Source organism: Ensifer sp. (assembly GCF_035999185.1).
Lineage (GTDB): Bacteria > Pseudomonadota > Alphaproteobacteria > Rhizobiales > Rhizobiaceae > Ensifer.
In genome coordinates, this window is the sequence record NZ_DASYHB010000151.1 from 1 (window position 1) to 4,991 (window position 4,991).

At 61.9% G+C, this 4,991-nt stretch carries 7 protein-coding genes; 5 read left to right on the forward strand and 2 right to left on the reverse strand.

What is annotated here, in order from left to right; genetic code table 11:
- Nucleotides 1–297 precede the first annotated feature (297 nt).
- The 5 genes from ccmA (at nt 298) to VGO04_RS19770 (ending at nt 3,373) form a co-directional block, all read left to right on the forward strand.
- A complete protein-coding gene (ccmA, locus tag VGO04_RS19750; RefSeq protein WP_327497665.1) occupies nt 298–948 on the forward strand; it encodes a heme ABC exporter ATP-binding protein CcmA in 651 nt (216 codons plus the stop codon).
- Nucleotides 949–999: 51 nt separating this feature from the next.
- Complete coding sequence (gene ccmB / locus VGO04_RS19755) at nt 1,000–1,659, forward strand: heme exporter protein CcmB (protein ID WP_327497666.1); 660 nt, start codon at nt 1,000–1,002, stop codon at nt 1,657–1,659.
- Between the two features lie 165 nt (nt 1,660–1,824).
- Nucleotides 1,825–2,595 carry a heme ABC transporter permease gene (locus VGO04_RS19760; protein ID WP_327497667.1) on the forward strand — a complete coding sequence of 257 codons (771 nt, stop codon included), beginning with the start codon at nt 1,825–1,827 and terminating at the stop codon, nt 2,593–2,595.
- A complete protein-coding gene (gene ccmD, locus VGO04_RS19765) occupies nt 2,592–2,768 on the forward strand; it encodes a heme exporter protein CcmD (RefSeq protein WP_327497668.1) in 177 nt (58 codons plus the stop codon). The genes VGO04_RS19760 and ccmD overlap by 4 nt, the downstream gene beginning before the upstream one ends.
- A complete protein-coding gene (locus tag VGO04_RS19770; protein WP_327497669.1) occupies nt 2,765–3,373 on the forward strand; it encodes a DsbE family thiol:disulfide interchange protein in 609 nt (202 codons plus the stop codon). The genes ccmD and VGO04_RS19770 overlap by 4 nt, the downstream gene beginning before the upstream one ends.
- A 331-nt stretch (nt 3,374–3,704) precedes the next feature.
- Here VGO04_RS19770 and VGO04_RS19775 read toward each other — a convergent pair whose 3' ends face one another.
- Nucleotides 3,705–4,295 carry a DUF2585 domain-containing protein gene (locus tag VGO04_RS19775; RefSeq protein WP_327497670.1) on the reverse strand — a complete coding sequence of 197 codons (591 nt, stop codon included), beginning with the start codon at nt 4,293–4,295 and terminating at the stop codon, nt 3,705–3,707.
- Entirely contained in the window at nt 4,292–4,924 is a 633-nt protein-coding gene (locus tag VGO04_RS19780) for a septation protein A (protein ID WP_327497671.1), read from the reverse strand. Before VGO04_RS19780 ends, VGO04_RS19775 begins: the two co-directional genes overlap by 4 nt.
- Nucleotides 4,925–4,991: the final 67 nt, after the last annotated feature.

The window sequence follows — 4,991 nt, forward strand, 5'->3', positions numbered from 1 at the left end:
ATTAAAACTGTCTAGAGACTTGGACACTGGATAATACCCCGTTCCGTCTGATCGCCAAAAGCTGACGTACGAACGCCCGAGCGCCTGTGAAGCGCGATTTGGGATGCGGGTGCGGCCATTTCCGCTGTCCGTACGTGGAAACTCATTCCATGTTCGGCGCTTGGATGAAATTCACGCCGACCGCTGGCGTGTTGCCCGCTATATAGATAATTTCTCCAAATCGTGCCAGAGCAACCAAGGTCGAAACGGGACTTTTTTTGCCCTGCGGCAAAGAGGGTGAAGGGAACCTGAGAATTCATGCGCCTCATAGCTGAAGGGTTGAGCGCCAAGCGCGGTGAGGACCTGATTTTTAACGATATTTCCTTCGTTCTCGATGCTTCGGAAGCCCTTGTCGTGACAGGTCCAAACGGCTCGGGAAAGTCGACTTTGCTGCGTGTTCTGGCCGGTCTTCTGAGGCCCGAAAACGGGCGCCTGAAACTTCAGAATGGCCCCCCGGAAATTGCCCATCCGTCCGAGGCCAGCCACTATCTCGGACACCGCAACGCGATGAAGCGCGAACTGACCGTCGCGGAAAATCTTTCCTTCTGGCAGCGCTTCATGGGCAATTCGCCTGGAGGCACGGGCGCCACCCTCGACGAGGCCGTCGAAGCGGTCGGCCTGCCAGGTATCGCCCATCTGCCCTTCGGTTATCTCTCCGCCGGCCAGCAGCGTCGCATGGCGATGGCGAAGCTTATCGTCGCCTATCGCCCGATCTGGATTCTCGACGAGCCGACCGCCGCACTCGACGCCGGTGCCGACCGGCTGTTTGCGGATCTGGTGAAGGCCCATCTCGGCAAGGGCGGCATCGTGATCGCGGCGACGCACCAGCCGCTCGGGCTTGATCGGACGAAAGAACTGCACATGAAGGGTTTTGAGCATCTGGCGGGAGACCACTGGCATGATGCTTAGGGGGATGATGCAAGACGCGTTGCCGGTGGTCGCCGCTGTGAGAATGCCGGCATGATGGCGCTGTTCTTCCGCGATCTCAAACTGTCGATCCGCGCAGGCGGCGGCGCGATGATCGGCGTGCTCTTCTTCATGACGGTGGTCGCAGTCATTCCCTTCGGGGTCGGACCGGATCTGAACCTGCTTTCACGCATCGGACCCGCCATCCTGTGGATCGGGGCGCTGCTGGCCTCGCTGCTCGGCCTCGATCGGCTGTTCCAGGCGGAGCGCGACGACGGTTCGCTCGACCTGATGCTGATGCAGGAAACGCCGCTGCTTTTGACCGTCTTCGTCAAATGCGCCGCCCACTGGGCGTCGACCGGCCTGCCGCTGGTGATCGCCTCGCCGCTGCTCGGACTGTTCATGAACATGAGCGAGCTTGCGATTGGCGCCACCACGCTGACGCTTCTGATCGGCACGCCGGCGATCACGTTGATCGGGGCCGTGGGTGCAGCGGTTGCGGTGTCGCTGCCGCGCGGCGGTCTGCTCGTCTCGATCCTCGTGCTGCCGCTGGCAATCCCCGTGCTGATTTTCGGTGTCAGCGCCGTCTACGCGGCGATCGAGGACCCCGCGCCGTTCCTGCCGCCTTTGATGATCCTTGCGGCAATCACGCTTTTCTTCGCCGTCATCGGTCCGGCTGCCGCCGCTGCCGCTCTTCGCCACGCGTCCGATTGACGCAATCGGCCGGGATCGGGCGAAACTGTTTGCAGCCTTTCCGGCGAATTCGCGCTAAGTTCTTCAGATCGATCACGTTTATGATCCGGCATCCCCAACTCAATGTGATCGCGCGATTGACGCGGATCAATTGCAGCCGCAGGTCTTAAGCGCTAAAGAGCCAAGATGAGCGAAAACAGCCTGGCCATCCGCAAATTCAGCGATCTCGCCAACCCGACGCGGTTCCTGGCGCTGGCCGACCGTTTGCTGCCCTGGCTTGCCGGGCTGACGGCATTGTTTTTTGCGGTCGGCCTCTGGCTCTCCTTCACCACCGAGGGTGATTACCAGCAAGGCGAGACGGTGCGCATCATGTATGTGCACGTTCCGGCCGCCTGGCTGTCGATGATGTGTTATTCGGTGATGGCGCTGGCAGCCCTTGGCACGCTCGTCTGGCGACACCCGCTCGCCGACGTTTCTTCGCGCGCGGCTGCACCGATCGGTGCCTGTTTTACCTTCCTTGCGCTCGTCACCGGTTCGCTTTGGGGCAAGCCGATGTGGGGCACCTGGTGGGTGTGGGATGCGCGCCTGACCTCGGTGTTCGTGCTGTTTTTGATGTATCTCGGCTTGATGGCGCTGAACCGGGCGATCGACGATCCGGCGCGCTCCTCCAAGGTTTCGGCCATCCTCGTGCTCGTCGGTTTCGTCAATATCCCGATCATCAAGTTTTCGGTCGAGTGGTGGAACACGCTGCATCAGCCGGCAAGCGTCATGCGGCTCGACGGGCCGACGATCGATCCGGAGTTTCTGAGGCCGCTCGTCGTGATGGCGATTGCCTTTACGCTCCTGTTCTTCACGCTGCACGTCGCTGCGATGCGTAACGAAATCCTGCGCCGACGTGTGACCGCGCTCAGGCGGCTTGCCGCACGCGCTGCCGGCCGGGAGGCCCGTGCGAAATGATGAGCCATGCCGCTTACGTCTTCACGAGCTATGGAGTTGCGACGCTGACCGTCCTCGGCCTGATCGCCTGGGTCGTTCTCGATGGTCGGGCGCGCCGGCGCGAGCTTGCCGAACTCGAGGCTTCCGGTGTCCGCCGCCGCTCGGCCACCCAGGCCTCGGGAGAAACACCATGAGCAACGCACCCGCTCCGGGCAACCAAGAGCGCAGGCCCGGACCCATGCGCTTCGTGCTGGCAGCGCTGCCGTTGATCATCTTCGCCGGGCTTGCGGCGATTTTCTGGAGCCAGCTCAATTCCGGCAAGGACGTGAGCGAGATCCCGTCCGCGCTGATCGGCACCAAGGCGCCGACGCTCGACATGCCGGCGCTCGAAGGCGCCACACGCGACGGCCAACCAATGCCGGCGCTGACCGATCAGGCGATCAAGGGCAAGCTGACTCTCGTCAACGTCTGGGCTTCCTGGTGCGTGCCGTGCCGGCAGGAACACCCCTTCATCCTGGAACTGTCGAAAGATCCGCGGCTGACCGTCGTCGGCATCAACTACAAGGACCAGAACGAAAACGCCCTGCGCTTCCTCGGCGAACTCGGCAATCCGTTCTCCGCCGTCGGCGTCGACCCGCGCGGCAAGGCGGCGATCGACTGGGGCGTCTACGGTATCCCGGAATCCTATCTCGTCGGTGCTGACGGTACGATCCTCTACAAGCGTGTCGGCCCGTTTGACGAAAACAGCGTCAAGAACGGGCTGCTGCCGGCGATCGAGAAGGCGACGGCGGGCTCGTAGGCGGGCAGCTTGCAAAGCACTGCTGGCGGCCGCAGTAGCTTTCTGGCCAAGCCGCCCACGATTCCTCATTCCTGTGCTTGTCACAGCAATCCAGCCGCGCCGCGTCGGCGGCGCGAAAGGATATTTCTCTTCCGGTTATGGGTGGCGTGCGCGGCAAGTTCTCCCGCCCCGCGGACGCGCGGCTGCTGCATCCCTGTGACGAGCACAGGGACGAGGGAGTTCGCGGTCCATGCTATCCGGGTAAAGCTTGATGCCTGTCACGGCGTCTCTGGCGCTTTGGGAAAGCTGTGGCGGTAGAAGTAGACAGTCTCGCGGAGGGTCTGAAACCCGCTCAAATCCCCGCCTGCCAATCCCTGACCGCATCGAGCGGCCATACCAGCATCAGCACATTCAAGGTGAGGTTGTCGCGGATCAGCCAGCCGGTGAAAAGCTCGAAGACGATGGCGATCGTTACCGTTAGCCAGACCGGCATGCGGGCCGCGAACATGAAGCCCGCCACCATCGCCAGCGTATCCATGGTCGAATTCAGGATGCTGTCGCCGAAGTAATCGAGCGAGATGGTCGCCGAGCGATAGCGGTTGATGACCATGGGCGTGTTTTCGGCGATCTCCCAGGCGGATTCGATGATCATCGCCAGGAAAAGCTTTGCCGTCAGCGGCTTGCGGCGCAAAAGCAGGTGGCCGAGGCCGTAGAACAGGAAGCCGTGGATGATGTGGGACGGCGTGTACCAGTCGGCGATGTGTTGCGAGTTGCCGCTGGATTTGACCACGGGTTCGAACAGCTTGACGTAGCCGCAGTCGCAGATCCAGATGCGGCCCATCAGGTGCTGGGTGACGATCTGCACGGCGAGGACCGCGACGCAGGCCACCAGCCAGAGGAGCGCGTGACGGTTGCTGTCATTCTCCTCAAGCGTCGTCGTCACTCGGCGTTCTCCTGGTCAAGCGAATGCTTCATGATCAAGGGCATCTGGGCGAGCGTGAAGAGGATGGTGATCGGCATCGTTCCCCAGACCTTGAAGGCGACCCAGAAGTCGGTCGAGAACGAGCGCCAGACCACTTCGTTGAGGATAGCAAGGAACAGGAAGAACACGCCCCAGCGCAGCGTCAGCTTGCGCCAGCCGTCCTCGTCGAGCTTGAAGGCGGAGTGGAAGACGTAGCCGAGCAGTGACTTGCCGAAGAGAAGGCCGCCGAGCAGGATCGCGCCGAAGAGCGTGTTGACGATCGTCGGCTTCATCTTGATGAAAGTGTCGTTCTGCAGCCAGAGCGTCAGCGCACCGAAGACGAAGACGACGATGCCCGAGATCAGCGTCATCATCGGCAGGGTGCGGGTCAAAATCCAGGAGACGGCAAGCGCGATCGCGGTCGCGGCCATGAAGAGGCCGGTGGCGATGAAGATCGGTCCGCCGAGCTCGGCGAGCGCCGGGAAATGCCCGGCGAGCCATTCGCCGCGCGAATTGGCGAAGAAGAAGACCATGAGAGGTCCAAGCTCCAGCACCATCTTGAGCAACGGGCTGATTTCCTTCTGCGGCTTGGAAGCCTCGATCGACGACATCTGGGGGTCCTGTTTCTGCATGTGCCTGCTGCTCATAACACCAGCTTTGCGGCAAAACCATATCAAG

Coding starts and splice junctions, on each gene's coding strand:
- VGO04_RS19780 (WP_327497671.1), bottom strand. CDS start 4,924: ATGTCGTCGATCGAGGCTTCCAAGCCGCAGAAGGAAATCAGCCCGTTG.
- VGO04_RS19760 (WP_327497667.1), top strand. CDS start 1,825: ATGAGCGAAAACAGCCTGGCCATCCGCAAATTCAGCGATCTCGCCAAC.
- ccmB (WP_327497666.1), top strand. CDS start 1,000: ATGATGGCGCTGTTCTTCCGCGATCTCAAACTGTCGATCCGCGCAGGC.
- ccmD (WP_327497668.1), top strand. CDS start 2,592: ATGATGAGCCATGCCGCTTACGTCTTCACGAGCTATGGAGTTGCGACG.
- VGO04_RS19770 (WP_327497669.1), top strand. CDS start 2,765: ATGAGCAACGCACCCGCTCCGGGCAACCAAGAGCGCAGGCCCGGACCC.
- ccmA (WP_327497665.1), top strand. CDS start 298: ATGCGCCTCATAGCTGAAGGGTTGAGCGCCAAGCGCGGTGAGGACCTG.